This window comes from Aeromonas sobria, assembly GCF_050266975.1.
Taxonomy (GTDB): Bacteria; Pseudomonadota; Gammaproteobacteria; order Enterobacterales; family Aeromonadaceae; genus Aeromonas; species Aeromonas sobria_B.
On sequence record NZ_JBKISU010000018.1, the window covers coordinates 69,769 to 94,688 of the forward strand.

At 63.3% G+C, this 24,920-nt stretch carries 27 protein-coding genes; 24 read left to right on the forward strand and 3 right to left on the reverse strand.

The annotated features are described in order from the left end of the window. The first annotated feature begins 6 nt into the window (after window positions 1-6). From secF to nlpI, 3 genes are all read left to right on the forward strand, one after another. Window positions 7-951 (forward strand): protein translocase subunit SecF, encoded by a 945-nt coding sequence (gene secF / locus ACLHZ1_RS11970; protein ID WP_111874538.1) that lies wholly within the window; start codon window positions 7-9, stop codon window positions 949-951. A 173-nt stretch (window positions 952-1,124) separates the two neighbouring features. Beyond that, complete coding sequence (locus tag ACLHZ1_RS11975) at window positions 1,125-1,493, forward strand: rhodanese-like domain-containing protein (protein WP_408796549.1); 369 nt, start codon at window positions 1,125-1,127, stop codon at window positions 1,491-1,493. Between the two features lie 89 nt (window positions 1,494-1,582). After that, window positions 1,583-2,530 (forward strand): lipoprotein NlpI, encoded by a 948-nt coding sequence (nlpI, locus tag ACLHZ1_RS11980; RefSeq protein WP_408796548.1) that lies wholly within the window; start codon window positions 1,583-1,585, stop codon window positions 2,528-2,530. A 68-nt stretch (window positions 2,531-2,598) separates the two neighbouring features. On the opposite strand, the gene ACLHZ1_RS11985 is transcribed toward nlpI, so the two are convergent. Together ACLHZ1_RS11985 and ubiU are read right to left on the reverse strand one after the other, a co-directional pair. After that, window positions 2,599-3,471, reverse strand: coding sequence for a U32 family peptidase (locus ACLHZ1_RS11985; protein ID WP_427262269.1), 873 nt, complete (start codon window positions 3,469-3,471; stop codon window positions 2,599-2,601). A gap of 11 nt (window positions 3,472-3,482) precedes the next feature. Then, on the reverse strand, window positions 3,483-4,478 hold the full coding sequence (ubiU, locus tag ACLHZ1_RS11990) for a ubiquinone anaerobic biosynthesis protein UbiU (protein ID WP_427262270.1): 996 nt from the start codon (window positions 4,476-4,478) through the stop codon (window positions 3,483-3,485). A 185-nt stretch (window positions 4,479-4,663) separates the two neighbouring features. Between ubiU and ubiT the strand changes: the two genes are divergently transcribed. After that, entirely contained in the window at window positions 4,664-5,188 is a 525-nt protein-coding gene (ubiT, locus tag ACLHZ1_RS11995) for a ubiquinone anaerobic biosynthesis accessory factor UbiT (RefSeq protein WP_427262271.1), read from the forward strand. Here the strand turns inward: ubiT and ACLHZ1_RS12000 are convergent. Next, window positions 5,147-5,554, reverse strand: a complete 408-nt coding sequence (locus tag ACLHZ1_RS12000) for a hypothetical protein (protein ID WP_111874542.1) — start codon at window positions 5,552-5,554, stop codon at window positions 5,147-5,149. The two genes, ubiT and ACLHZ1_RS12000, sit on opposite strands and share 42 nt — an antisense overlap. Window positions 5,555-5,708: 154 nt before the next feature. Here ACLHZ1_RS12000 and trmJ point away from each other — a divergent pair, with 154 nt between their 5' ends. From trmJ to ACLHZ1_RS12100, 20 genes are all read left to right on the forward strand, one after another. Continuing rightward, window positions 5,709-6,437, forward strand: a complete 729-nt coding sequence (gene trmJ, locus ACLHZ1_RS12005; protein ID WP_427262272.1) for a tRNA (cytosine(32)/uridine(32)-2'-O)-methyltransferase TrmJ — start codon at window positions 5,709-5,711, stop codon at window positions 6,435-6,437. An 89-nt stretch (window positions 6,438-6,526) separates the two neighbouring features. Next, window positions 6,527-7,030, forward strand: a complete 504-nt coding sequence (gene iscR / locus ACLHZ1_RS12010) for a Fe-S cluster assembly transcriptional regulator IscR (protein ID WP_427262273.1) — start codon at window positions 6,527-6,529, stop codon at window positions 7,028-7,030. A gap of 52 nt (window positions 7,031-7,082) precedes the next feature. Continuing rightward, window positions 7,083-8,297 carry an IscS subfamily cysteine desulfurase gene (locus ACLHZ1_RS12015; RefSeq protein ID WP_041994450.1) on the forward strand — a complete coding sequence of 405 codons (1,215 nt, stop codon included), beginning with the start codon at window positions 7,083-7,085 and terminating at the stop codon, window positions 8,295-8,297. A gap of 44 nt (window positions 8,298-8,341) precedes the next feature. Beyond that, window positions 8,342-8,728 carry a Fe-S cluster assembly scaffold IscU gene (gene iscU, locus ACLHZ1_RS12020; RefSeq protein WP_005907033.1) on the forward strand — a complete coding sequence of 129 codons (387 nt, stop codon included), beginning with the start codon at window positions 8,342-8,344 and terminating at the stop codon, window positions 8,726-8,728. A 15-nt stretch (window positions 8,729-8,743) separates the two neighbouring features. After that, window positions 8,744-9,067 carry an iron-sulfur cluster assembly protein IscA gene (gene iscA / locus ACLHZ1_RS12025; protein WP_041994443.1) on the forward strand — a complete coding sequence of 108 codons (324 nt, stop codon included), beginning with the start codon at window positions 8,744-8,746 and terminating at the stop codon, window positions 9,065-9,067. Window positions 9,068-9,076: 9 nt separating this feature from the next. Further along, on the forward strand, window positions 9,077-9,595 hold the full coding sequence (gene hscB, locus ACLHZ1_RS12030) for a co-chaperone HscB (protein WP_427262274.1): 519 nt from the start codon (window positions 9,077-9,079) through the stop codon (window positions 9,593-9,595). 27 nt (window positions 9,596-9,622) lie between these two features. Next, window positions 9,623-11,470 carry a Fe-S protein assembly chaperone HscA gene (hscA, locus tag ACLHZ1_RS12035; RefSeq protein ID WP_427262275.1) on the forward strand — a complete coding sequence of 616 codons (1,848 nt, stop codon included), beginning with the start codon at window positions 9,623-9,625 and terminating at the stop codon, window positions 11,468-11,470. Between the two features lies 1 nt (window position 11,471). Further along, window positions 11,472-11,810 (forward strand): ISC system 2Fe-2S type ferredoxin, encoded by a 339-nt coding sequence (fdx, locus tag ACLHZ1_RS12040; protein ID WP_005907038.1) that lies wholly within the window; start codon window positions 11,472-11,474, stop codon window positions 11,808-11,810. 144 nt (window positions 11,811-11,954) lie between these two features. Beyond that, window positions 11,955-13,244, forward strand: a complete 1,290-nt coding sequence (gene pepB / locus ACLHZ1_RS12045; protein WP_427262276.1) for an aminopeptidase PepB — start codon at window positions 11,955-11,957, stop codon at window positions 13,242-13,244. Window positions 13,245-13,335: 91 nt separating this feature from the next. Continuing rightward, entirely contained in the window at window positions 13,336-14,619 is a 1,284-nt protein-coding gene (pepB, locus tag ACLHZ1_RS12050; protein WP_041994426.1) for an aminopeptidase PepB, read from the forward strand. 331 nt (window positions 14,620-14,950) lie between these two features. Then, complete coding sequence (gene ndk, locus ACLHZ1_RS12055) at window positions 14,951-15,379, forward strand: nucleoside-diphosphate kinase (RefSeq protein ID WP_041994423.1); 429 nt, start codon at window positions 14,951-14,953, stop codon at window positions 15,377-15,379. Between the two features lie 171 nt (window positions 15,380-15,550). Next, window positions 15,551-16,654: a bifunctional tRNA (adenosine(37)-C2)-methyltransferase TrmG/ribosomal RNA large subunit methyltransferase RlmN gene (locus ACLHZ1_RS12060; protein ID WP_408796537.1), complete on the forward strand. Its 1,104-nt coding sequence runs from the start codon at window positions 15,551-15,553 to the stop codon at window positions 16,652-16,654. Window positions 16,655-16,681: 27 nt separating this feature from the next. Beyond that, window positions 16,682-17,458 carry a type IV pilus biogenesis/stability protein PilW gene (pilW, locus tag ACLHZ1_RS12065; protein WP_427262277.1) on the forward strand — a complete coding sequence of 259 codons (777 nt, stop codon included), beginning with the start codon at window positions 16,682-16,684 and terminating at the stop codon, window positions 17,456-17,458. Further along, window positions 17,448-18,359, forward strand: coding sequence for a RodZ domain-containing protein (locus ACLHZ1_RS12070; protein WP_427262278.1), 912 nt, complete (start codon window positions 17,448-17,450; stop codon window positions 18,357-18,359). Before pilW ends, ACLHZ1_RS12070 begins: the two co-directional genes overlap by 11 nt. A 9-nt stretch (window positions 18,360-18,368) precedes the next feature. Continuing rightward, entirely contained in the window at window positions 18,369-19,484 is a 1,116-nt protein-coding gene (ispG, locus tag ACLHZ1_RS12075) for a flavodoxin-dependent (E)-4-hydroxy-3-methylbut-2-enyl-diphosphate synthase (protein ID WP_427262279.1), read from the forward strand. Between the two features lie 153 nt (window positions 19,485-19,637). After that, entirely contained in the window at window positions 19,638-20,915 is a 1,278-nt protein-coding gene (gene hisS, locus ACLHZ1_RS12080; protein ID WP_427262280.1) for a histidine--tRNA ligase, read from the forward strand. A gap of 3 nt (window positions 20,916-20,918) precedes the next feature. Beyond that, on the forward strand, window positions 20,919-21,569 hold the full coding sequence (locus ACLHZ1_RS12085; protein ID WP_427262281.1) for a YfgM family protein: 651 nt from the start codon (window positions 20,919-20,921) through the stop codon (window positions 21,567-21,569). Further along, window positions 21,562-22,767, forward strand: a complete 1,206-nt coding sequence (gene bamB, locus ACLHZ1_RS12090) for an outer membrane protein assembly factor BamB (protein WP_427262282.1) — start codon at window positions 21,562-21,564, stop codon at window positions 22,765-22,767. The genes ACLHZ1_RS12085 and bamB overlap by 8 nt, the downstream gene beginning before the upstream one ends. A 74-nt stretch (window positions 22,768-22,841) precedes the next feature. Next, the gene (gene der / locus ACLHZ1_RS12095; protein ID WP_427262283.1) at window positions 22,842-24,338 is read left to right on the forward strand and encodes a ribosome biogenesis GTPase Der; all 1,497 of its coding nucleotides are present in this window, start codon (window positions 22,842-22,844) and stop codon (window positions 24,336-24,338) included. Window positions 24,339-24,499: 161 nt separating this feature from the next. Then, on the forward strand, window positions 24,500-24,736 hold the full coding sequence (locus ACLHZ1_RS12100; protein WP_408796529.1) for a zinc ribbon domain-containing protein: 237 nt from the start codon (window positions 24,500-24,502) through the stop codon (window positions 24,734-24,736). Window positions 24,737-24,920: the final 184 nt, after the last annotated feature.

Genomic DNA, 24,920 nt, shown 5'->3' on the forward strand with positions numbered 1-24,920 from the left:
AGCGCCATGCATGAGTTATTGAAAACCGACAAAGCCATTCCCTTCATGCGCTTTGCCAAACCGGCCTCCGCCCTCTCCATCCTGTTCGTGATCCTGGCCTTTGCCAGCCTGTTCACCAAGGGACTGAACTGGGGCCTGGACTTCACCGGCGGCACCATCATCGAAGTGGGCTTCGAGCAGACCGTCGAGCTGCCCAAGGTTCGCGAGGTGCTGGAGAGCCAGGGGATAGAGGGCGCGACCGTGCAGAACTTCGGTTCCAGCCGCGACGTGCTGATCCGCCTGGCACCGGAAGAGGGGCTGCAGGCCCAGCAGCAGGGTGACAAGGTGCTGACCGCGGTCAAGACCCTGGGCAGCGCCCAGATCAAGCGGGTCGAGTTCGTCGGCCCCGCGGTCGGTCAGGAGCTGGCCGAGCAGGGTGGTCTCGCCATCCTGGTGGCCCTGCTCTGCATCCTCGCCTACATCAGCTTCCGCTTCGAGTGGCGACTCTCGGCCGGCGCCGTGCTGGCGCTGGCTCACGACGTCATCGTCACCCTGGGCTTCTTCTCCTTCTTCCAGTGGGAGTTTGACCTGACGGTGCTGGCGGCCGTGATGACGGTGGTGGGCTACTCCCTGAACGACACCATAGTGGTGTTTGACCGGGTGCGGGAGAACTTCCGCAAGCTGCGCCGTGGCGATACCGCCGAGATCCTGGATGCCTCCATGACCGAGACCCTGAGCCGTACCCTGATCACCTCAGGCACGACCCTGGTGGTGGTGGTGGCCCTGTTCCTCAAGGGGGGCACCCTGATCCACGGCTTCGCGACGGCCCTGCTGATCGGCATCGGCTTTGGTACCTACTCTTCGGTCTATGTGGCGAGCGCCTTCGCCATGTTCATCGGCATCAAGCGCGAGCACATGATGCCGACCCAGGTCGAGAAGGAAGGGGCGGATCAGCCCGATGTACTGCCCTGAGCGGCATCCCTGATCCTGATATGAAGAGAGCGCCTGCGGGCGCTCTCTTGTTTTGCATCGCCCGGCATCTTCAGGCAGGGTGACAAAGGGGGCGAGACCCCGTATCGTCACTGCGCAGCGGGAGCATGGCACTTCATTCTCTCTCCCATTGGTCACAAGACAAGGAGCATCACATGCAACACAGTCCCCGTTTTTTGGCTCTGATCGAGGCAACCCGAGGCCGGGTTGAAGAGACGGACGTTCATCAGATCAAGGGTTGGCAGGATGAGGGGCGTCACTTTCATCTCATCGACATCCGCGAGGAGAGCGAGTGGGCCCGTGGCCACCTGCCGGGGGCTCGCTACCTCGGCAAGGGGATCATAGAGCGGGACATAGAGGTCAACTACCCGGATCCGGAAACCCCGCTCTACCTCTATTGTGGCGGCGGTTTTCGCTCCATTCTGGCGGCAGATGCCCTGCGCCAGATGGGATACCGCCATGTGATCAGCGTCGATGGAGGCTTCAGGGGCTGGCTCGATGCTGGATACCCTGTCGAATCCTGATTTATTTGTCGGGAAAGGGGTCAGCCACATGACAAAGGCGGACTTCCTCTTTACCATATGCCAGTCAAGGGTCTGCGTCGGAGTGTTCATTGAGCGTCAGTAAAGGGATGGGATACCTGCTCGGTGTCCTGGTATTGCTGCCCCTGTCGGGATGCAGCAGTCGTAGTCAGGTAGAGCCCCCTAAAGTAGTGCCACAGCCCACCTCGCTGGTGCTGGCGACCCCCTTGCAGGTTTCTTACCAGAGTGAGCTGGCGTTGGCCCGCCTCGGCCAGATGCTGGGAGAGATGGAGCTGACCCCGGAGCAGCGGGCCGAGCTGTTTTACGAGCGCGCCGTGGTGTTTGACCGGGTCGGGCTGCGTTCCCTCGCCAGGCTGGATTTCAACCGCGCCCTGCGGGAGAAACCGGACTTTGCCGAGGCGTACAACTTCATCGGCGTCTATCTGGTGCAGCAGCAGAACTATGACGAGGCCTACGAGGCGTTCGACTCGGCGCTGGAGCTGGCCCCGGATTACGACTATGCCTACCTCAACCGCGGCATCGCCCTCTATTACGGCAACCGGGCCTCGCTGTCGGTCTCGGACATGAAGCGTTTCTACGATGCCCAGCCCGAAGATCCCTACCGGGTGCTCTGGCTCTACCTGGCCGAGCGCAAGCTCGACGAGGCGAGTGCCATGAGCCATCTGCGCGAGCACCTGCGCCAGCATGGTGATAGCGCCTGGAACTGGGATCTGGTGCGCCTCTACAGCGGCACACTCACGCCTACCCAGCTGATGGCCAGCGTGGTGACCGGGGTGAAGGACAACCGCGAGCTGGCCGAGCGCCTGTGCGAGGCCTACTTCTACCTGGGCAAGTTCGAGCTGGCCAAGGGCAACCGCAAGGAGGCGATCAGCTACTTCAAGCTGGCGCTTGCGAACAATGTCTATGACTTCATCGAGCACAGGTACGCCCTGCTGGAGCTGGAGCTGATGGCGAGAAAGGCGGCGCAGCCGGGGGGTGAGGCCAGGCGCGATCAGGGCAGCAAGCAGCCCGCCATCTGATCTGGGTCTGTTCCTCCCATGAGAAAAGGCCTCGTCACGAGGCCTTTTTCGTCTCTGGCGAACGCAGGTCACTGCGCCAGCTGGATGCCCGGGATCTGGCGCCAGTAGCCGTTGCACTCGCGATCTGCCGAGAGGGGCAGGGGAGCCAGCCCCCCCTGATTGGCCCGAAATCGCTCCAGCATCGCCAGGGTGTCCATCCCCTGGGGGGAGAGGCGCACCACATCCACCAGATCCCGCATCCCCGCCAGCTCGTTGCCGAGGTTGTAGCAGTAGCCGGACTGGGTCTGGATGCCATTGAGGTTGAACAGGGGCTGCCCCTCCCGGCTCAGGGCCTGACGCCCGGTAGGGTAGTGGATGCAGGCCAGCTCGCAGCCATCCTTGGGCTTGTCCAGCGAGCGGGCGGTGAAGCAGCGCGCCGAGTAGGCCAGGGGCAGATAGCCGTAGGCGAAGATTTCCACCTCGAACTGCTGACGCTCCTTGCCCAGATCCTGTGCCAGCTGCACCAGCCAGTCACGGGAGAGCTCCACCGGCATCACCCAGCGCTGCATCCCTTGCTTGAGCAGCAGGCGCAGTACCTCGGCGTTGTAGGCATTGATGGCGGGGCCGCAGACGAAGGGCACCCCCGATTCCCGGGCGAGCTGTACCGCCCCCAGATCGTTGGCCTCTATCATCAGCTCGCCATTGTCGACGAGTCGCTTGAGCTCTTTGAGCTCAGACGGCGCCGAGATGAGGGCCAGGGTGGAGAGCACCACCTGCTTGCCGCTCGCCGCGACCTCCTTGGCGAGCGCCATCCACTCATCGACCTTGAGTTCGCGCCGCTTGGCACAGACGGTTTCCCCCAGATAGACGATATCGGCCTCGCTTTGGGCCGCCGCTTCGTAGAAGGCCCGGGTCTGGGTCTTGGGCCAGTAGAACAGCAGGGGCCCGAGAGAAAATTGCATATGTGCTCCTTTTATTGCCACTTGCGGTGATAGGCGCCGAGGGTGGTCTGGTTGCCCTCGGAGACGCGGGCGAGCTGGGCATCCCACTCGGGTTTGACGCCATAGCGTTCGGGGGAGGCGAGGTAGCTGTCGATGGCGGCGCGCCACACCCGGGTCACCTGCTCCACGTAGGCGGGGCTGCGCTGGCGTCCCTCTATCTTGACCGACTGGATCCCGCTTTGAAAAAGCTCGGGCAACAAGCCGAGTGTGTTGAGACTGGTGGGCTCCTCCAGGGCGTGATAGGTCTGACCATCCACCTCGAAGCGCCCCTTGCACAGGGTCGGGTAGCCGGCGTTCTCACCCGGACCGTAGCGATCGATCAGCACCTCGTTGAGCCGAGATTCGAGCCCGTTCGGGGTCTCCTCCCAGCGCACGAACTTGGCGGGGGAGCAGGCCCCGACCGTGTTGGGGCTCTCCCCGGTCAGGTAGGAGGAGAGGTAGCAGCGCCCCTCGGCCATGATGCAGAGGCTGCCGAAGGCGAACACCTCGAGGCCGACGTCCGTCTCCCGCGCCAGCTGCTTGACCTGATGCATGGAGAGCACCCGGGGCAGCACCACCCGGCCGACGTTGAAGTGGCGTTGGTAGAAGCGGATGGCGGCGGCATTGGTGGCACTGGCCTGCACCGAGACATGGAGCTCCATCTCGGGATGGCGACGGCTGGCGTAATCGAGCACGGCGAGATCGGCGACGATGAGGGCGTCGGCGCCCAGGGCCACCCCCTTGTCCACCGCTTGCTGCCACCTGGCATCGCCGCCCGGGTGCGCGAAGGTGTTGATGGCGATGTGCAGCTTGCGGCCATGTTGGTGCACATAGTCGACCGCCTTCTCCAGCTTGCCGCCATCGAAGTTGAGGCCGGCGAAGTGGCGGGCATTGGTGTCGTCCTTGAAGCCGATATAGACGGCATCGGCGCCGTTATCCACGGCGCTTTTCAGAGCCGGCAGGCTCCCCGCCGGGCAGAGTAATTCCATCGGTTGTGCTCCGATAACGCAAAAGAGCCCCGATTGTATGCAGGGCGGCGGCCGCGCTTTTTGACCTGAGGCAGTTTTAGGTGGCTTTACCCAGCAAGGGTTAACCGCGCACAAGTTTGATTTTCAACAGGATCCGTCTTGCCGGCCTGTGCTTGAATGCCGAAAACCCCGAGGAGGAGAGAACCGTGTTTCAACAACTACAGCGCCGTCTGGTCGCCCAGGCCCCCCAGCTGCTGCGCCGTCCCCTGGGGATGGTGCCCTTTGCCCTGCAACGCCGATTGATGGAGCCGCTGCTGGCCCGGGTGTTCCGAGAGGCCATCGCGGACGGGGATCTCGATTTTCTGGCGGACAAGTGGCTGAAGGTGGAGGTGACGGATCTGGGGCTGTGCTGGTTCATCAGTCAGCGGGAGGGGGCGCTGCTGGTGAGCGACGCCTCCCCCAGGGTCGATGTCAGCTTCAGTGGCAGCGGCAGCGATCTCATTCTCATCTCGGCGCGCAAGGAGGATCCCGATACCCTCTTCTTCCAGCGTCGCCTCAAGATCGAAGGGGACACCGAGCTCGGGCTCGAACTCAAGAACCTGATAGACAGCCTGGATCTGGCCGCCCTGCCGGCGCTGCTCAGGTATCCGTTGCAGGATCTGGCCCATTTCATCGTGCAGGGACAGGCATCAGAGCAGCCGGTGGCGACGGCGCAGGGTGCTGCGCTTTAACTGAGACGCCAGGCCGTCGGCGTGATGGCGATGCCTGTGTCTGGCCCAGAGGCAGCGCAGGGCCCACCCGCTGGCAAGCAGAGCCGGCCAGGTGCCCTGCTCGAGCCGGCCGAGGGCGGCGGCCAACCCCAGCCAGAGGAAGGGCTGCGCCTCATAGAACCATTCGGGGCGAAACCACCAGTGGCTGGGATAGACCACCAGGTCGGTGCGTCGATAGCTGGAGCGCATCATCCAGAGCAGGGCGCCACAGCCAAACAGCAGGGCGCCGCCCCCCAGCAGGAGAGGATGAGCACCAAGGTGCAGCAACAAGAGGCCCCCGCCCAGAGAGGCGGCGGGCAGGCTTTCATACAACCAGAGCGGCAACATGCCATCAACCTGTGTGGGGTACCTATCTTGTTAGTCCCGGGAGATGGGCCAATAAGTTCCCTGGGCCCTCGAAATGGATCGCCATTTACGATGCCAAAAGGGGCATCGGCTATGTTACAATTGCGCGCCATTTTTCACGAAAGATTGACCGGGCATGTTGGATAAGATTCGTATCGTCTTGGTAAACACCTCTCACACCGGCAACATGGGCTCGGCCGCCCGGGCCATGAAGACCATGGGCCTGAGCCAGATGGTACTGGTTGACCCCCAGGCGCTGCCCGATGGCAACGCCAATGCCCTGGCCGCCGGTGCCAGCGATATCCTGGCCAATGCCCGCATCGTTTCTACCCTGGATGAAGCGATCGCCGATTGTGGTCTGGTGATCGGCACCAGTGCCCGCTCACGCACCCTGAGCTGGCCGATGCTGGACTCGCGCGAAGCGGGAGCCAAGCTGGTGGCGGAGGCGGCCCGGCATCCGGTCGCCCTGGTGTTTGGTCGCGAGCGTACCGGCCTGACCAATGACGAGCTGCAGAAGTGCCATTTTCATGTGGCCATCCCGGCCAATCCCGAATACAGCTCCCTCAACCTTGCCATGGCGGTGCAGACCCTCTGCTACGAGGTGCGCATGCACTGGCTGGCGCAGCAGGCACCGTCCCCTGAGCCGGCAGACGAGGCTGTCTACCCGAGCGCCGCTCAGCTCGATGGCTTCTATCAGCACCTGGAGCAGACCCTGCTCAAGACCGGTTTCATCAGCGAGGAGCACCCGGGACAGGTGATGAACAAGCTGCGCCGCCTGTTCAACCGGGCCCGGCCGGAAGCGGTGGAACTCAACATCTTGCGCGGCATCCTGACCTCGGTACAGAAGCCCAGACCCCAGGATTAATCCCGACTAAAACAGTCAACCATAAACTTGACTGTTTTAGTCGGGTATGTGACCATAATTGCCAATTGGTTCGCAAGACGGTAACGGATATGAGACTGACCTCGAAAGGACGTTATGCAGTAACCGCCATGCTAGATGTGGCGTTACATGCCGAGCAGGGGCCCGTGCCCCTGGCTGATATTTCCGAACGCCAGGGCATCTCTCTGTCCTACCTTGAGCAGCTGTTCGCCCGCCTGCGCAAGCACGGCCTGGTGAGCAGCGTACGCGGTCCCGGCGGCGGCTATCGCCTCGGTCTGGATCCGGCGGCCATCTCGGTCGGCCAGGTGATCACGGCCGTCGACGAGTCGGTCGATGCCACCAAGTGCCTCGGCAAAGGGGGCTGCCATGGCGGTACCCAGTGCCTGACCCACTCCCTGTGGCGCGATCTGAGTGAACGTATCTCCAGCTTCCTTGGCGATATCACCCTGGCCGAGTTGGTCGGGCAGGCGGATGTCCGCCGGATTGCCGACAAGCAGGATGAAAAGATGAAAACCGTGTTGTCCCTGGTTGACCGGGCGGAACGCGGCGATGTGAGCCTGAAAGTCCAACTATAAACGTGCTTTCCACAGCCAACCGATGTGTGGTCGGTCTGTAACGGAGAAAAAGATGAAACTGCCTATATACCTTGATTATTCGGCAACCTGCCCCGTCGACCCCAGGGTCGCTGAGAAGATGATGCAGTGCCTCACCATGGATGGCCTGTTTGGCAACCCTGCCTCCCGTTCCCACCGCTTCGGCTGGCAGGCCGAAGAGGCGGTCGATCTGGCCCGAAATCAAGTGGCAGAGCTCATCGGTGCCGATCCCCGCGAGATCGTGTTCACCTCAGGTGCGACCGAGTCCAACAACCTGGCCATCAAGGGCATAGCCCACTTCTACGCCAGCAAGGGCAAGCACATCGTCACCTCCAAGACCGAACACAAGGCGGTGCTCGACACTTGCCGCCAGCTGGAGCGTGAAGGCTACGAGGTGACCTACCTCGAGCCCATGCCCAACGGCCTGTTCACCCTGGAGCAGATCGAAGGCGCCCTGCGCGATGACACCGTGCTGGTGAGCATCATGCACGTCAACAACGAGATCGGCGTGGTGCAAGACATCGCCGCCATCGGCAACCTGTGCCGTTCGCGCAAGATCTTCCTGCACGTCGATGCGGTCCAGAGCGCCGGCAAGATCCCGGTGGACGTCGAAGCCCTCAAGGTGGATCTGCTCTCCGTGTCCGCCCACAAGGTCTATGGCCCCAAAGGGATCGGCGCCCTCTACGTGCGTCGCAAGCCCCGGGTTCGTCTGGAAGCCCAGATGCACGGCGGCGGTCACGAGCGTGGCATGCGCTCCGGCACCCTGCCGACCCACCAGATCGTCGGCATGGGCGAAGCGTTCCGCATCGCCAAGGAAGAGATGGCGAGCGAGAGCCAGCGCATGATGGCCCTGCGCCAGCGTCTGTGGGACGGGGTGAAAGACATCGAAGCCGTCTACGTCAACGGGGATCTCGATCAGCGCGTGCCGGGCAACCTCAACGTCAGCTTTGCCTATGTGGAAGGGGAATCCCTCATCATGGCGCTCAAGGATTTGGCGGTCTCCTCCGGTTCGGCCTGTACCTCTGCCAGCCTGGAGCCCTCCTATGTGCTGCGCGCCCTCGGCCTGAACGACGAGCTGGCACACAGCTCCATTCGTTTCAGCATGGGTCGCTTCACCACGGAAGAAGAGATCGATTACGCAATCAAGCTTATCCGTGACTCCATCGGTCGTCTGCGCGAGATGTCTCCCCTGTGGGAGATGTACAAGGACGGCGTCGATCTGAACACGGTCGAATGGGCACACCACTGATCACTGAGGATCAGCGGCGACAACGGAATTAGCAGGAGTTAATCATGGCTTACAGCGAAAAAGTAATAGACCACTACGAAAACCCCCGTAACGTCGGCGGTTTCGACAAGAACGACCCCAGCATCGCCACCGGCATGGTCGGTGCGCCGGCCTGCGGCGACGTCATGAAGCTGCAGCTGAAGATCAGCGACGCCGGCATCATCGAAGATGCCAAGTTCAAGACCTATGGTTGTGGCTCCGCCATTGCCTCCAGCTCCCTGGTGACCGAGTGGGTCAAGGGCAAGACACTGGACGAAGCGGCCGGTATCAAGAACACGGATATCGCCGAAGAGCTGGCGCTGCCGCCGGTCAAGATCCACTGCTCCATCCTGGCTGAGGATGCCATCAAGGCAGCCATCGCCGACTACAAGCAGAAGAAAGGTCTCGTTTAAGGTTCGGAGAGCAGTATGGCCATTACCATGACAGCAGCCGCGGCCGAGCGGGTATCCAATTTCCTGAGCAACCGCGGCAAGGGCCTGGGCCTGCGCCTCGGCGTCAAGACCACCGGCTGCTCGGGTCTCGCCTATGTGCTGGAGTTCGTTGACGAGCTCAGCGACGGCGATCGGGTATTTGAGCAACAGGGCGTCAAGATCATCGTCGACGCCAAGAGCCTGGCCCACCTGGATGGCACCGAGCTGGATTTCGTCAAGGAGGGCCTCAACGAGGGCTTCCAGTTCAACAACCCGAATGCCAAGGGCGAGTGTGGTTGCGGCGAAAGCTTCAGTGTGTAAGGGGACCTCATGAACCATTTCGAGCTGTTTGGACTGGTACCAGGGTTCGAGCTCGATACCCGCCAGCTGGGGGAGACCTACCGCCAGCTGCAAAGCCAGTTTCATCCAGACCGTTTTGCCACCGCACCCGAACGGGAGCGGTTGGCGTCCGTGCAGCAGGCGGCCCGCATCAACGATGCGTTCGCCACCCTCAAGGCGCCCCTGCGCCGTGCCGAATACCTGCTCTCCCTGCGGGGCACCGAGATCCGCGGCGAACAGCAGACCCTGCAAGACACCGCCTTCCTGATGCAGCAACTGGAGTGGCGCGAGCGGCTGGCGGATCTCAAGTCCGATCCCCAACCTGAGGCGGCCATCGCGGATTTTCGCCAGGAGATAGGGCAGGATCACCGCCATCTGATGCAACGGCTGATCGACAGTCTCGCCGCTGGCGACGATCTCAAGGCCGCCGATTGCGTGCGCAAGCTCAAGTTTGTCGACAAGCTGCTCGATGAGCTGGAACGTTTCGAAGACTCGCTGTTCGAGTCTTGATCCCTTAACGCTGGAATTTTCACTCCCATGGCATTACTGCAAATCGCCGAGCCCGGCCAGAGCGCCGCGCCTCATCAGCATAAACGTGCCGTCGGCATCGATCTGGGCACCACCAACTCGCTGGTTGCCGCGGTGCGCAGCGGCCAGGCCGATACCCTCAGTGACAGTCAGGGGCGGGTCTTGTTGCCCTCCGCCGTGCACTACCAGACCGACACCATCCGGGTCGGATTTGACGCCAAGCGCGAGGCCGCCCTCGACCCCCGCAACACCATCATCTCGGTCAAGCGCATGATGGGCAAGGCCCTGGCGGACATTGACACCCGACAGCAGCCTTACGAGTTTGTGGCCAGTGACAACGGCTCGCCCCAGATCCTGACCCGCCAGGGGCTGGTCAATCCGGTGCAGGTGTCGGCCGAGATCCTCAAGAGCCTGGCCGAGCGCGGTGCCGCGTCCCTGGGGGGCGATCTCGATGGTGTCGTCATCACAGTGCCTGCCTATTTCGATGATGCCCAGCGCCAGGGCACCAAGGATGCGGCCCGTCTGGCCGGTCTGCACGTGTTGCGCCTGCTCAACGAGCCCACGGCCGCCGCCATCGCCTACGGTCTGGATTCGGGCCAGGAAGGGGTGATCGCCGTGTATGATCTCGGCGGCGGTACCTTCGACATCTCCATCCTGCGCCTGCATCGCGGCGTGTTCGAGGTGATGGCCACCGGCGGCGACTCGGCCCTGGGTGGCGATGACTTCGATCACCTGCTGGCGGACTGGATCAAGGGGCAGGCCGGTCTGGCCGGTGACCTCGATGCCCGCCTGCAACGGGAGTTGCTGGACACGGCGGCCGCGGTCAAGCATGGCCTGACCGATGCCGACACCGTGCCCTGCACCTTTGCCGGCTGGCAGGGGGAGGTGAGCCGTGTCCGGTTTGATGCCCTCATCCTGCCCCTGGTCAAGCGCACCCTGCTGGCCTGCCGCCGCGCCCTGAAAGATGCCGGGCTCGGCGCCGAGGAGGTGCTGGAAGTGGTGATGGTCGGCGGCTCGACCCGCGTGCCCCTGGTGCGTGAACAGGTGGGGGGCTTCTTCGGCCGCACCCCGCTCACCAGCATCGACCCCGACAAGGTGGTGGCCATCGGTGCCGCCATCCAGGCCGACATCCTGGTGGGCAACAAGCCCGACGCCGAGATGCTGCTGCTGGACGTGATCCCGCTCTCCCTGGGGCTTGAGACCATGGGGGGGCTGGCCGAGAAGGTGATCCCGCGCAACACCACCATCCCGGTGGCCCGCGCCCAGGAGTTCACCACCTTCAAGGATGGCCAGACCGCCATGGCAATCCACGTGGTGCAAGGGGAACGCGAGTTGGTGGCCGATTGCCGCTCCCTGGCCCGCTTCACCCTGACCGGCATTCCGCCCATGGCGGCGGGGGCCGCCCACATCCGGGTCACCTTCCAGGTGGATGCCGATGGTCTGCTCTCGGTCAGCGCCATGGAGAAGTCCTCCGGGGTGCAGGCCGAGATCCAGGTCAAGCCCTCCTACGGCCTGGCCGAGGAGGAGATCCTCTCCATGCTGACCTCCTCCATCGAACATGCGGAGCAGGACATGGCCGCCCGCATGCTGGCCGAACAGCAGGTAGAGGCGGATCGAGTCATCGAGAGCCTCAATGCCGCCCTGACCGCCGATGGCGAGATCCTGCTGAGCGCCGCCGAGCGGGCCGAACTCGATGCCGCCATCGCCCATCTCAGCCAGATGCGCCTGGCCGGGTCGACCAATGAAATCAAAGATGCCATCGAGGCGGCGGATGCTGCCAGTGGCGAGTTTGCCGCCCGTCGCATGGATGCCTCCATCCGCAAGGTGCTGACCGGCCAAGACGTTAACAAGGTGTGATATGCCGAAACTGATCATTTTGCCCCATCCCGAACTCTGCCCGGAGGGCGCGGCCCTGGAAGGGGCGAGCGGTGAGACCATACTGGACATCGCCCTGCGCAACGGCATCGAGATAGAGCATGCCTGCGAGAAATCCTGCGCCTGCACCACCTGCCACTGCGTGGTACGGGAAGGCTTTGATTCCCTCGAGCCGAGCGACGAGCTGGAAGACGACATGCTGGACAAGGCCTGGGGTCTGGAGCCGGAATCCCGGCTGAGCTGCCAGGCGCGTCTGGCGGACGAGGATCTGGTGGTGGAGCTGCCCAAGTACACCCTCAACCTCGCCTCCGAGCGCCACTGATCCGCGCCGGGTCAAACGAGTATGCAGCCGGTGCGGATGCAAAAGTGATATGGTGAAGGCCGTGACCCGAGAGGGAGACGGCCTTTTTTATTGCCGCCATTCCCCGACCGACCCATTGCCAAAAAGAAAAGGAAGCAAGAAGAGATGGCTGAGATGATGAATGTAGTGTTGTCCACCCAGGCGGCCGCCCCCCACTGGGGCGAGAGTGCCCTGCTGAGTTTCAACGGTGACGAGGCCCGGGTACATCTTGACCAGGAGCCCCTGCGCGCCATTCAGCGGGCCGCCCGCCGCCTGGAGTCCTCCGGCATCAAGCGGGTGCGCCTGGCCGGTGAGGGCTGGGATCTGGAGCGCCGCTTCGCCTTCGCCCAGGGCTTCTATGCCGCCAAGGGGGAGCGGACACTGGCGTTTGGCGAGCAGTCGGCCCAGGACGCCCAGGCCCTCGATGGCCTGCTCAAGGCCAGCGCCTGGGTGCGGGACGTGACCAACGCCTGCCCGGAGGAGATCTACCCCATGAGCCTGGCGGAATCCGCCCTGCTGCTCATTCGCGGCCTGGCCGGTGACAGTGTCACCGCCCGCATCACCAGCGGTGAAGCCCTGAAGGAAGCGGGCCACATCGGCATCTGGTCGGTGGGCCGGGGCAGCGAGCGCGAGCCCGTGTTGCTGGAACTCGATTACAACCCGAGCGGCAACCCGGATGCCCCCGTGGCCGCTGCCCTGGTGGGCAAGGGGATCACCTTCGACTCCGGCGGCTACAGCATGAAATCGTCCGATGGCATGCTGCCGATGAAATCCGACATGGGGGGGGCCGCCATGGTAACCGGCGGCCTGGCCCTGGCCATCGCCCGGGGCCTGGACAAGCGGGTCAAGCTCATCCTCTGCTGCGCCGAGAACCTGGTCTCGGGCCATGCCTTCAAGCTCGGCGACATCCTCACCTATCGCAACGGCATCAGCGTCGAGATCCAGAACACGGACGCCGAGGGACGCCTGGTGCTGGCGGACGGCCTGCTGACCGCCAGCGAGAGCGGCGCCCCCTACATTCTCGATGCCGCCACCCTGACCGGCGCCGCCAAGATGGCCCTGGGCCGTGACTACAATGCGCTGTTCGCCCTGGACGAGGCCGAGCAGGCCCGTGGCCTGGCCGCCGCCAAGGCGGAAAACGAGAAGGCCTGGGTCCTGCCGCTGGAGACCTGGCATCAGGGCCAGCTCGGCTCCTCGTTTGCCGACATGAGCAACGTGGCCACGGCCGAAGGCACGGCCGGCGCCACCACGGCGGCCGCCTTCCTGTCGCGCTTCGTCCGTGACGAGGGGCGGGGCTGGCTGCACATGGACTTGGCCGGTGCCTACCAGAAGGCGGGCAACGAGCTGTGGGCCACCGGCGCCAAGGGCCATGGCCTGCGCACCATCGCCCGCTGGCTCGAAGAGGTGACGGCATGAACGCCTGCCTGAAACAGGGGGATCATGACCACGGCTACCCGGTGTTAGCCGGGGGGGCCTCCATTGCGATCTGTCTCGAAGAGGTGTCTGTATGAATGTCTGGCTGAGCCGTGAATTTGCCGCCCCAGAGTGGGGGGAGGGAGCCCTGCTCTCCCATCGCGCCGACGGCGCCCTGATCCATCTGGTGAGTGCGAGTCCCCTGCAGGATATCCAGCAGGCGGCGCGCCGCCTCTGCAGCCAGGGGATCCACAGGGTGAGCCTGGCCGGTCACTGGGACAGGGAGCAGCAGTGGGCCTTCGCCCAGGGGCTGCAGACCCCCAAGGTGGAGGTGGAGCTGCAATGGGCCACCTGCAGCGAGGAGGACAGGGCCGAGCTGGAAGGGCGCTGGCTGTGCGGGCGCTGGGTGCGCGAGATGACCAATGCCACGCCGGAGCAGCTGGGGCCGCTGGATCTCGCGGTGGAGGCGGCGGCCTTCATCACCGAGCTGGCGCCGGACAAGGTGAGCCACCGCATCCTCAAGGGCGAGGCCCTGGCCCAGGCCGGTTGGGTGGGCCTCTATCAGGTGGGCCGGGGCAGCGATCGCGAGCCGGTCATGCTGGAGCTCGACTTCAACCCGGGCAAGGATCCCAAGGCCCCCGTCGCCGCGGCCTTGGTGGGCAAGGGCATCACCTTCGACTCCGGCGGCTACTCCATGAAGACCTCCCAGGGCATGCTGACCATGAAGCATGACATGGGGGGCGCCGCCATCGTCACCGGCGCCCTGGCGCTGGCCATGCTGCGGGGCCTGGACAAGCGGGTCAAGCTCATCCTCTGCTGCGCCGAGAACCTGGTCTCGGGCCACGCCTACAAGCTGGGTGACATCCTCACCTACAAGAACGGCACCACGGTGGAGATAGTCAACACCGACGCCGAGGGGCGTCTGGTACTGGCCGATGGCCTGCAGCTGGCCTGTGCCAGCGGCGCGCCCCTCATCTTGGACGCCGCCACCCTGACCGGGGCGGCCGTGATGGCGCTGGGGGGACGTTACAACGCCCTGTTCGGCCTGGACAAGGGACTGGTGAGCCGGGCCATGACCTACGCCGAGGCGGAGCAGGAGCCGGCCTGGCCGCTGCCCCTCGAACCGTGGCACCGCACCCAGTGTCCGTCCCACTATGCCGACACCGCCAACAGCCGTCCCGTGCCGGGCGGCGGCCCGGGGGGCGCCTCCAACGCGGCCGGCTTCCTCTCCCGCTTCGTCGCCAACGAGGGGCAGGGCTGGCTGCACGTGGATCTTGCCTCCTGTTTCAGCGAGAACGGTGACAGCCTGTGGGCGCCGGGGGCCAATACCCTGGGGATGCGTACCCTGGCCCGCACCCTGCTGGACGAGACGCGATAGTGCTCACCCCATTGCCACAAGGCGCCTGATGGCGCCTTTTTCATGGCGAAGATCCGCGCCTTCGGGCGATCGCCCGCCGCAAGGCAGCAGGCCAACAGGGCGCCCGAAAGGGGGGGGAGAGCTTGATTTTCATGCATTTGGTCAGAAAAACGTGGGCAAGCGCACATTTTTTTGGGTTAGGCTACGGCAAGGTGAGCTGTCATGTTGTTTTAACGATGACTTTGTTTAACAAAAAGTTGCCTTTTTGTATGTTGTTTCGCTTTTTGTTTACGTATAATCGCCGCCGAACATCAATTCTTACCCTAATTCTCAGTAGTTTAAGGAAGATCTAATGGCTATCGAACGTACCTTCTCTATCGTCAAGCCGGATGCGGTCAGCAAGAACTTGATCGGTGCCATCTACAACCGCTTTGAGAGCGCGGGCCTGCGCATCGTCGCAGCCAAGATGATCCACATGAGCCGCGAGCAGGCTGCCGGCTTCTACGCCGAGCACGAAGGGCGTCCCTTCTATGATGCCCTGGTTGCCTTCATGACCTCGGGTCCCGTCATGGTGCAGGTACTGGAGGGCGAAGACGCCATCCGTCGCAACCGCGAGATCATGGGCGCCACCAATCCTGCCGATGCCCTGGCCGGTACCCTGCGTGCCTGCTTCGCCGACAGCATAGATCGCAACGCCGTACACGGTTCCGATGCCCCGGCCTCTGCCGCCCGTGAAATTGCCTACTTCTTCGGCGATGACGAGATCTGCCCGCGCGCCTGATGACGTCGGCAGTGAAAACCAGCAAAGGGAGCCTCGGCTCCCTTTCGTTATTTGGCGAAAAGCCGGATAACTCCGTATGCTGCGGGTAGCAAGGCAGACACATTATTTGTACAATGCCGCCCCCTGACGACCGTCAGCAATCATTTCGTAGTGTGTGGACTGAGGCCTTTGATGAGCGAAACAAAAACCAACCTGCTGGATCTTGATCGGGATGCCATGCGTGCCTTCTTCGTCGAACTGGGCGAGAAGCCATTCCGGGCGGATCAGGTGATGAAGTGGATCTATCACTTCGGTTGTGACGATTTCGATCAGATGAACAACGTCAACAAGGTGCTGCGCGAGCGGCTCAAGGCGGTGGCCGAGATCCGCGCTCCGGAAGTGAGCCGTGAACAGCGCTCTTCCGATGGCACCATCAAGTGGGCCCTGCAGGTCGGGGACCAGGAAGTCGAGACCGTCTACATCCCGGAAGCGGACCGCGCCACCCTGTGCGTCTCCTCCCAGGTCGGCTGCGCCCTGGCCTGTACCTTCTGCTCCACCGCCCAGCAAGGTTTCAACCGCAACCTGAAGGTCTCCGAGATCATTGGCCAGGTGTGGCGCGCCGCCAAGGTGGTCGGCGGCAAGCGCCCCATCACCAACGTGGTGATGATGGGCATGGGCGAGCCCCTGCTCAACCTCTCCAACGTGATCCCGGCCATGCGACTGATGATGGACGATTTTGGCTATGGCATCTCCAAGCGTCGGGTGACCATCTCCACCTCCGGCGTGGTGCCGGCCCTGGACATGCTGGGGGATCAGATCGACGTGGCCCTGGCCATCTCGCTCCACGCGCCCAATGACAAGCTGCGCTCCGAGATCATGCCCATCAACGACAAGTACAACATCGAGGATTTCCTCGCCGGTGTGCGTCGTTACCTGGCCAAGTCCAACGCCAATGGGGGCCGGGTCACGGTGGAATATGTGCTGCTCGATCATATCAATGACGACATGCAGCATGCCCACGAGCTGGCTCAGGTGCTGAAAGATACCCCGAGCAAGATCAACCTGATCCCCTTCAACCCCTTCCCGGGCAACCCGTTTGGCAAGCCGAGCAACAGTCGCATCGACCGCTTCTCCAAGGTGCTGATGGAGTACGGCCTGACCGTGATAGTGCGCAAGACCCGCGGGGACGACATCGACGCCGCCTGCGGTCAGTTGGTCGGAGATGTGATCGACCGCACTAAACGCACCATGAAAAAGCGGATGCAACAGGATGGGATTTCCGTCAAAATGGTCTAACCGCTAAGCCATTGTATAGTCAGGGAAATGGATACACGTAAATTGATTATGGTGGCAGCGCTCTGTGCGCTGTCCGGCTGCGTGACCGAGACTAGCTACGTTGGCCCGAACTCGACACAAAGGGAAGTCGGCCCGGATCTGAAGGCCGCGGCCCAGACCAGGCTGGATCTGGGTATCCAGTATCTGCGTCAGGGCAACAGCGAGCAGGCCAAGTTCAATCTGGACAAGGCGCTGCAATATGACCCCGGCAACCCCCAGATCCAGATAGGCTTTGCCTATTTCTTCCAGCAGGTGCAGGATTTCAAGTCGGCCGAGGCGAGCTACAAGAAAGCCCTGGCCATGGATCCGACCAATGCTGACGCCATGAACAACTACGGCGCCTTCCTCTGCAATCGCGGCCGCTTCGACGAGGCCGACCAGGCCTTCAACCGGGCCATCGCCCAGCCAGACTACGTCAAGATCGCCGACACCTACGAGAATGCGGCGCTCTGTGCGTTGCAAAACAACAGAAAAGACAAGGCGAGCGAATACTATCATCTGGCCTTGGGGTATAATCCCCGCGATCCAGGGTTATTGCTGGACTTGGCCGAGCTTTCCATGAAAGATGGCAAGCTGACCGATGTGCAGGACTATCTCGTTCGTTATGCGGCCGTGGCCGAGGAGAGCGAACAGAGCCTCTGGCTGAGACTGCGTCTCGCCCAGTCGATGGACAAACCGGCATTACTTCACCAATTCGGGACTGAGCTGGTACAGCGCTTTCCCTCTTCGCCACAAGCCAAGCGTTACTTAGCCAATGACTATTGAACAGCAACACGACTCTCAAGACGAATCTCAGGCAGCGGGCCCTGGCCAGCTGCTGCGCGCCGCTCGCGAACAGCTTGGCTGGACCCGTGAACAGGTAGCGTCACGCCTTCATCTTCGTCTTACCCTGATTGCGGCTATCGAATCAGATACTTACGACAAGCACACCTCTCATACCTTCATCCGGGGTTACCTGCGCACCTACGCCAAGCTGGTGGGGGTGCCCGAGGAGACTGTGCTCGCCGCCTATACCAAGCTGGGGTTGACCCCCCCGGACAACATCGACATGCAGAGCTTCTCGCGCCGCTCCCGTCAGCAGGCCAATGACAGCCGCCTCAAGTTGGTGACCTGGCTGGTGATCCTGGCCCTGATCGGTCTGTCGGTCGCCTGGTGGTGGCAGAGCACGGCCAAGCGATCCGCCGGGGAGGAGGCGCTGGCCGCCAGCGAGATAGGCCCCTCGGCCTCCCCCGAGGTGAGCGAGGCCACCGAAGGCGAGCTCTCCCTGGTAGAACCGGCTCCCCTGGCCGAGGTGGATCAAGGCGTTGCGCCCGTGAGCGAAGAGCCTGCCGTGAGCGCCGCCATCCCCACGGCCCCGGTCGAAGAGCCCGTGGTCAGCGAGGCCGTGGCCACGGTGGCCGAGCCCGCCGCAGAGCCGGCCAGCGTGCCCCAGCTCAAGCTCAACTTCACCGCCGACTGCTGGCTCGACGTGAAGGATGCCACCGGCAAGACCCTGTTTAGCGGCCTGAAGAAGGCCAATGACGAGCTGGTTCTGAACGGAACCGCGCCGCTGAAATTCATCGTGGGCGCGCCCATGGCGGTCCGGATTGAGTTCGAAGGCCAGTCCATCGACATGAGCCGTTACAATAACGGCCGGACCGCCAAGTTCGCGTTGCCGCAGGAGTAAGTTGTACCCATGTCCGCTCATGTATCCCCGATCATTCGTCGCAAGTCCAAGCAGATCATGGTGGGTAAGGTACCGGTGGGGGGCGATGCCCCCATCACGGTCCAGACCATGACCAATACCAAGACCACGGATGTGGCCGCCACCGTCGAGCAGATCCGGCGGATCGAGCGGGTCGGTGCCGATATCGTCCGGGTCTCGGTGCCCACCATGGAGGCGGCGGAAGCCTTTCGCCTCATCAAGCAGCAGACCCAGATCCCCATCGTTGCCGACATCCATTTCGATTACCGCATCGCCCTCAAGGTGGCCGAGTATGGCGCCGACTGCCTGCGCATCAACCCGGGCAACATCGGCAATGAAGAGCGGGTGCGCGCCGTGGTCGACTGCGCCCGTCATTACAACATCCCGATCCGCATCGGCGTCAACGGCGGCTCCCTGGAGCGGGACATCCAGGAAAAGTATGGCGAGCCGACCCCGGAGGCCCTGCTCGAATCGGCCATGCGCCACGTGGATTACCTGGACCGCCTCAACTTCGACAACTTCAAGGTGAGCGTCAAGGCATCCGACGTCTTCCTGGCGGTCGGCGCCTATCGCCTGCTGGCCAGGCAGATCGACCAGCCCCTGCACCTGGGGATCACCGAGGCGGGCGGGTTCCGTGCCGGCGCGGTGAAATCCGCCATCGGCCTTGGCATGCTGCTCACCGAGGGCATCGGGGACACGCTGCGCATCTCCCTGGCCGCCGATCCGGTGGAGGAGGTGAAGGTGGGCTTCGATATCCTCAAGTCCCTGCGCATTCGCTCCCGTGGCATCAACTTCATCGCCTGTCCCTCCTGCTCCCGTCAGGAGTTCGACGTGATAGGGACGGTCAACGCCCTGGAAGAGCGGCTCGAAGACATCATCACCCCCATGGATGTCTCCATCATCGGCTGCGTGGTGAACGGCCCGGGCGAGGCCCTGGTCTCGGATCTCGGCCTCGCCGGCGCGGCCAACAAGAGCGCCTTCTACGAGGGGGGGCAGCGGGTCGACCGGCTCGACAACAAGGATCTCATCCCGACCCTGGAGCGGCGCATCCGTGCCCGCGCCGCCATGCTGGATCCCGCCAACCAGATCCAGGTGGACAAGGGTTGAACCGGTAAAGGTACAACCAGAGCGGGGCCACCTGGGGTGGCCCCGCCTTTAGGTTATTGATTTTACATCCCGCATCCGGGCACCCTGATTTTACCTCGGGGTCGAAAATCCCTATAATGCGGCCAAATTTCACGTCTTTTCTCGAGTAGCAACGTGGCAAAACAGATTCAAGCGATTCGCGGTATGAATGACTGCCTGCCGGAGCAGAGCCCGGTATGGCAGAAAGTGGAACAGATCCTGCGTCAGGTTGTCGCCAGTTATGGCTACAGCGAGGTGCGCATGCCCATCGTCGAGCAGACTCATCTGTTCAAGCGTGCCATCGGTGAAGTGACCGACGTGGTCGAAAAAGAGATGTACACCTTCGAGGATCGCAATGGCGACAGCCTGACCCTGCGCCCCGAAGGCACCGCCAGCTGCGTGCGCGCCGGTATCGAGCATGGTCTGCTCTACAACCAGGAGCGCCGCATGTGGTACATGGGCCCCATGTTCCGCCACGAGCGTCCCCAGAAGGGGCGCTATCGCCAGTTCCACCAGTTCGGGGTCGAGCTGTTCGGCATCCATGGGCCTGACATAGACGCCGAGCTCATCATGCTGACTCACCGCCTGTGGCGCCTGTTCGGCATCCAGGATCACGTCACCCTGCAGCTCAATACCCTGGGTCAGAGCGAGGAGCGCGCCGCCTATCGCGATGCCCTGGTCGCCTACCTGGAGCAGTACAAGGAGGAACTGGACGAAGACAGCCAGCGCCGCATGTACAGCAACCCGCTGCGGGTGCTCGACTCCAAGAGCGAGCGGGTACAGGAGATCCTGGTGGGCGCGCCGCGCCTGTTCGACCACCTGGGTGAAGCGAGCCTGGCCCACTTCGAGGGGCTCAAGCGCCTGCTCACCGCCGCCGGCATCCGGTTCGAGGTGAACGAGCGACTGGTGCGCGGTCTCGATTATTACAACCTCACCGTCTTCGAGTGGGTGACGAGCAGCCTGGGAGCCCAGGGCACCGTCTGTGCCGGTGGCCGCTACGATGGCCTGGTGGAACAGCTGGGCGGTCAAGCCACCCCGGCGGTGGGCTTCGCCATGGGCATGGAGCGTCTGGTGCTGATGCTCGAGACCCTGGAGCTCAATGCCGACATTCGCCCTGCGGTGGATGTCTACCTGGCCATGGTGGGCGAGGGGGTGGAAGCGGCCGGTTTTGCCCTGGCCGAGCGGCTGCGCGATGCGCTGCCTGACTTGCGCCTGATGAGCCATTGCGGCGGCGGCAACTTCAAGAAACAGCTCAAGCGTGCCGACAAGAGCGGTGCGGCCATCGCCCTGATCCTCGGCGAGTCCGAGGCGCAGAACGGCGAGGTGACCATCAAGTATCTGCGTGGCCAGGGGGAACAACAGACCGCCCCGGTCGATGCCGTCATTGCCCTGCTGGCAGACAAAGGAGAGTAAGCCGTGGAAGTGTATACCACCGAAGAACAACAGGTTGAAGTCATCAAGAACTGGTGGAAAGAGAACGGCACCTCGGTCATCGCCGGGACCGTCATCGGTCTGGTGGCCCTGTTTGGCTGGCGCTATTACAACGAACACCAGCAGTCGAACCAGGAGGCCGCCTCCCAGGCCTACAACCAGCTGACCCAGACCCTGGCCAAGGGCGACGATGCCGCCTTTGCCCAGGCGCAGAGCTTCATCGCCGAGCACAAGGGCGAGTCCTACAGCGAGCTGGCCGCCCTGCAGCTGGCTGCCGCCGCCGTCAAGGCGGGCAAGCTGGATCTGGCTGCAGAGCAGCTGACCCGGGTCGTGGCCGAGGGTGACGAGAGCGTGCAGCCCATCGCCGCCCTGCGTCTGGCCCGGGTACTGGGGGATCAGGGCAAGTTTGACGAGGCCCAGGCCCAGCTTGGCAAGATCAGCAATGACGCCTTCAAGGCCCAGGTGGCGGAAGTGCGTGGCGACCTGCTGCTCAAACAGGGCAAGCCGGAAGAGGCGCGGGATGCCTACCAGGCGGCGGCCGATGCCGGTGGCCTGCAGGCCAGCCCGGAACTCAAGCTGAAGATGGACGATCTGGCCCTGCCGGCCGCCGCCACTGCAGGAGCTCCGGATGCGTGATCTGACATCGGGTTTGCAGCGCGACCTCAAACGCGTCGCGCTCGCCACCGCCATCGCCGTGGTGCTGCAGGGCTGCTCCCTGTTCAGCAAGGATGAGGATCTCAATCCCATGGCGCCCCTGCCCAAGGTGGAGTCCAGCTTCCAGGCCGACACCCTGTGGCGCAGCTCGGTCGGGGATGGCATCGGCAATTTCTACTCCCAGCTGCGTCCCGTGGTCGAGGATGATGTCATCTATGCCGCCGCCCGCGACGGGGACGTCACCGCCTTCGAGCGCAGCACCGGCAAGGCGCTGTGGAGCGTGGATCTGGCGGACTTGCCGGTCAATGCCGACAAGCGCAGCGCCCGCCTCTCCGGCGGCCTGGTCTCCCGTTACGGCAAGCTGTTCCTCGGCTCCGAGAATGGTCAGGTCTATGCCCTCTCCGAGGAGAATGGCGAGGTGCTGTGGCAGACCAATGTGCCCGGTGAAGTGGTGGCGAGTCCCGCCGTCGAGGATGGCCGTGTGGTGGTGCTGACCACCTCGGGCCGCCTGGTGGCGCTCGATACCGACGAGGGCAAGCTGCAATGGACCCTGGCCGAGGAGCAGCCGCCGCTGACCCTGCGCAGCACGGGGGCACCGGTGATCACCAATGGCGCCGTGCTCTACGGCCGCGCCGATGGCAAGGTGGGCATCGCCCTGCTCGGCAACGGCCAGCCGGTGCGCCAGTCCAAGGTGGCCGACCCGCGTGGCGCCACCGAGCTGGATCGCATGGTGGACGTGGATGCCGCCCCCCTCATCGCCGGCGATGAACTCTACGCCATCGCTTACAATGGCCAACTGATGGCCCGCAAGCTGATGACCGGTGACGAGGTGTGGAAGCGCAAGTATTCCGGCTATCGCGACATGGCGGTGACCGGCAATGCCATCGTGCTGACCGACAGCCGCAGCCACCTGTTTGCCATCGACCGTCGCAACGGTCTGGAGCTGTGGTCCAACACCCAGCTCGAAAATCGCAGCGTCACGGCCCCCGTCATCTTCGGTGACTATGTGGTGGTCGGCGATGTGGAAGGTTACCTGTATTGGCTGGATCGTAGCGACGGCACCATACAGGCGATGCAACAGCTCGACAGCAGTGGCCTCTACGCCGCCCCCCTGGTGGATGACGAGACCCTGTATGTGCAGAGCCGTGACGGCAAGTTGTACGCCCTGAAGCGTCCCTGATCGTCCGACATTATGATTATCCGGCTCCTGGTCTTCGGACCCGGAGCCTTTGTCGTCTTGAGAATGAGGCTTTTATGACTCCTGTAGTAGCCCTGGTGGGCCGCCCCAACGTGGGGAAATCCACCCTGTTCAACCGCCTGACCCGTACCCGGGATGCCCTGGTGGCAGACTTCCCCGGCCTGACCCGGGACCGCAAGTACGGCCAGGCGAAGCTGGGCGAGCTGGAATTTATCGTGGTCGATACCGGCGGTATCGATGGCACCGAGGAGGGGATCGAGCTGAAGATGGCCGAGCAGTCCCTGCAGGCCATCGATGAGGCCGATGTGGTGCTCTTCATGGTGGATGCCCGCGCCGGCCTGACCGCCGCGGATCAGGCCATCGCCGAGCATCTGCGCAAGTCCCAGAAGAAGGTGTTCCTGGTCGCCAACAAGACCGACGGCATCGACGGTGATTCCGCCGTGTCCGAGTTCTACTCCCTGGCGCTGGGGGAGGTCTACCAGATCGCCGCCGCCCACGGTCGTGGCGTACTGAGCCTGCTGGAGCTGGCCCTGGCCCCCCATCTGGAGGAGCTGGTCGAGGCCGCCGCCGACGCCGAAGAAGAGGCGCAGGAAGAGGAGGACTTCGACGAAGAGGCCCTGCTGCGCATGGTCGCCGCCGGTGAGCTCGATACCAGGGAGGACACCAAGGAGACCCCGTTCGCCGACCTGCCCATCAAGTTCGCCATCGTCGGTCGCCCCAACGTCGGCAAGTCCACCCTGACCAACCGCATGCTGGGGGAAGACAGGGTCATCGTCTATGACATGCCGGGCACCACCCGGGACTCCATCTACATCCCCATGGAGCGTGACGAGCAGAAGTACGTCATCATCGACACCGCCGGCGTGCGTCGCCGCGGCAAGGTGCACGAGACGGTGGAGAAGTTCTCCGTCATCAAGACCTTGAAAGCGATTGAAGATGCCAACGTCTGCCTGCTGGTGATCGACGCCCGCGAGACCATCACGGATCAGGACTTGAGCATCCTGGGCTTCGTGCTCAACACCGGCCGCTCCGTGGTGCTGGTGGTGAACAAGTGGGACGGCCTGGATCAGAAGGTGAAAGAGGACGTCAAGAACGAGCTGGACCGTCGTCTGGGCTTCATCGATTTCGCCCGGGTGCACTTCATCTCCGCCCTGCACGGCAGCGGGGTCGGCCACCTGTTCGAATCCATCCAGGAGGCGTACCAGTCCGCGACCCGTCGCACCAGCACCGCCATGCTGACCCGCATCATGCAGATGGCCCAGGAAGATCACCAGCCGCCCATGGTCAACGGTCGCCGGGTCAAGCTCAAGTATGCCCACGCCGGTGGCTACAACCCGCCGCGCATCGTGATCCATGGCAACCAGTTGAACGACTTGCCGGATTCCTACAAGCGCTATCTCATCAACTACTTCCGCAAGTCCCTGAAGATCATGGGCACCCCGATCCGGGTCGAGTTCCAGGAGTCGGTCAACCCGTTCGAGGGCAAGAAGAACAACCTCACCCTGAGCCAGGAGCGCCAACGCAAGCGCCTGCTCAAGATGAAGAAGAAGTGATGACGACGGCTGCCTCAGGGCAGCCGTTTTACCTTGATGGGGGTCAAGGTCCGGGGGCCCGGACCCTGTTACCTTGACCCGGGCCAGCCGTCGCCCCCATGCTGATAGCGGTGAACCTGCGCGCCTGCTTGGGCCGGCGCCATCCAATGAGGACCCTTGTCATGAATGATTCCTCCCCCTGCTGCCCCCTCTGCGCGGCGGCGCTGGATCCTCGCCACGGCGAGCAGCGCTGTCCTGGCTGCCATGCCGAGTTGAGGTTCGAGGCCAGCTGCCCCGATTGCGGGGCCCCGCTGGAGCGCCTGCAGGCGTGCGGCGCGGTCGATTACTTCTGCCAGGGATGCAGCTCCCTGATCTCCAAGCGCCGGGTGATCTTTGCCATTACCCGGGTCGATGAATAGGCGGACGGGGCTGGCCCCATCCGGATTGACGGACAAATAAAGAGGCGCCCCTGGGGCTAATGCCAGTCAGTTAAGGCTGACTGGCATTGTTTTTATTGGCTTTTTTCACACTGTACTTCTGTGGTCTTGGCTTCACGCAGCGAGGGTAACTTCGCTCTCTTCGTGCCGGCAGCACAAACTGCCC